This is a genomic window from Streptomyces sp. A01, assembly GCF_059026195.1.
This window is the reverse complement of record NZ_JBWLKN010000078.1, coordinates 1-2,470: the sequence shown is the minus strand read 5'-3', so window position 1 is coordinate 2,470 and position 2,470 is coordinate 1. Positions and strand designations below refer to the sequence as shown.

Here is a 2,470-nt window from a genome sequence, read left to right as displayed (position 1 = left end):
GCCCTCCACCACCTCCTGGACACCATCCCCGACGACCAACCCCTGACCACCGTCATCCACGCGGCGGGAATCGCCGATGTCGGCCCCCTCGCCGAACTAAGCCCCGAACGCCTCCACCAGCAACTGCGGTCCAAGGCGTACGCGGCGGCGCACCTGCACGACCTGACCCGGCAGCTGGACCTGAGCGCCTTCGTCCTGTTCTCCTCGAACGCCGCGACCTGGGGAAGCGGGCAACAGGGCTCCTACGCCGCCGCCAACGCCTATCTCGACGCGCTGGCCGAGCACCGCCATGCCCAGGGCCTGCCTGCCACCAGCCTGGCCTGGGGACCGTGGGCCGACATCGGCATGGCCGCGGACCAGGACACCCTCGCCTACCTCAAGAAGCGGGGGCTGTCCCCGCTCAGCCCCGAACCGGCCGTCAAGTCCCTGCATCGCGCCCTCAGCAACGGCGACGTCACCCTCACCATCGCCGACATCGACTGGAAGCGGTTCCCCGCCGCCTTCGCCGCGCAGCGCCCCAGCGCCCTGCTGAGCGACCTCGCCGCGACAAACCAGCCCGCGTCCCAGGTTGCCACCGCTCCCACCCATCCGCTACGGCAGGAACTCACCGGGAACAGCCCAGCCCAGCAGCTCCACCTCCTCCTCCGGCACGTGCAGACCCACGCCGCAGCCGTTCTCGGGCACCCCGGGCCGGAAGCGATCCCACCCGAGCGGCCCTTCCAGGAGCTCGGCTTCGACTCGCTCACGGCCGTGGAACTCCGCAACCAGCTCACGGCCGTCACCGGCCAGAACCTCCCGCCGTCGCTCATCTTCGACCACCCCACCCCGAAGGCCCTGGCCGCGTACCTGCGAGCGGAACTCACCGGTGAACAAGCGGCCCTCTCGGCCCACACCACCACCGCCATCGCCGCCGACGAGCCGATCGCGATCGTCGCGATGGCGTGCCGTTTCCCCGGCGGCGTGCGCTCTCCGGAGCAGCTGTGGGACCTCGTCGCGCAGGGCAGGGACGCCATAGCCGAACTGCCCACCGACCGTGGCTGGGACCTGGAAAGACTCTTCGATCCCGACCCCGGCCACCGGGGCACCAGCTACGTACGGGAAGGCGGTTTCCTCTACGACGCGGCCGGGTTCGACGCCGACTTCTTCGGGATCAGCCCCCGCGAAGCACTCGCCATGGACCCCCAACAGCGGCTCCTGCTCGAAACGGCCTGGGAGACCTTCGAGAACGCCGGCCTGGACCGCGGCGCGCTGAGCGGCAGCGACACCGGCGTCTTCACCGGCGGCACCTTCCAGGGCTACGGCGCGGGCGGACATTCCGCGGCACAGGAGGACGTGGAGGGCTATCTGCTCGCAGGGGGCACACCGAGCGTCATGTCCGGACGCCTGGCGTACGCCTTCGGGCTGCAGGGCCCGGCGATGACGGTGGACACCGCATGCTCGTCGGCGCTGGTGGCCATGCATCTGGCCGCGCAGGCACTGCGGCAGGGGGAGTGTTCCCTGGCACTGGCCGGTGGCGTCACCGTGATGGCGACGCCGACCACGTTCATCGAGTTCTCCCGGCAACGGGGCCTCGCCCCCGACGGCAGGTGCAAACCGTTCGCCGCGGCCGCCGACGGCACCGGCTGGGGCGAAGGGGCCGGGCTTCTGCTGCTGGAACGGCTGTCGGACGCGCGGCGCCACGGCCACCCGGTGCTCGCGGTCATACGGGGCTCGGCCATCAACCAGGACGGCACCAGCAACGGACTCACCGCCCCCAACGGCCCCGCTCAGCAGCGGGTCATCACCCAGGCGCTGGCCAACGCCCGCCTGTCACCGGCCGAAGTGGACGCGATCGAGGGCCACGGCACCGGCACCACCCTGGGCGACCCCATTGAAGCTCAGGCACTCCTGGCGACGTACGGGCAGAACCGGCCGGAGGACCGGCCGCTGTGGCTCGGGTCCGTCAAGTCCAACATCGGGCACACCCAGGCATCCGCCGGTGTGGCCGGTGTCATCAAGATGGTCATGGCGATGCGGCATGGCGTGCTGCCCACCACCCTGCACGTCGATGAGCCCACCCCGCATGTGGACTGGGGCTCGGGCGCGGTGCGGCTGCTGACCGAGCCGGTCGCCTGGACGGATGAGGAACGCCCGCGCCGGGCGGGTGTGTCGTCGTTCGGCATCTCGGGGACGAACGCGCATGTGATCTTGGAGCAGGCGCCGGAGTTGGTGGTTGAGGCGGTGTCAGATGCGCCGGAGCCGGTGGTTGAGGTGGTGTCGGCTGAGGCGAGGCCGGTGGTTGAGGCTGAGGTGGCGGCTGAGCCAGGGTCGATGGTCAGCGGTCAGGTGGTGTCGGCTGAGCTCGGGGCGGGGTCTGGCGCTGAGGTGGTGCCGGGTGCGGTGGTGCCGGGTGCGGTGGTGTCGGCTGAGCTCGGGTCGGGGTCTGGCGTTGGGGTGGTGCCGTGGGTGGTGTCGGCGCGCAGTGGGGCGG

1 protein-coding gene is annotated in these 2,470 nt (G+C 71.3%); it reads left to right on the top strand.

Annotation, left to right across the window (positions count from 1 at the left end; genetic code table 11):
• Positions 1-2,470, top strand: a 2,470-nt coding sequence (locus AC5P1B_RS35560) for a type I polyketide synthase (protein ID WP_493892171.1), incomplete at both ends; no start/stop codon positions are given.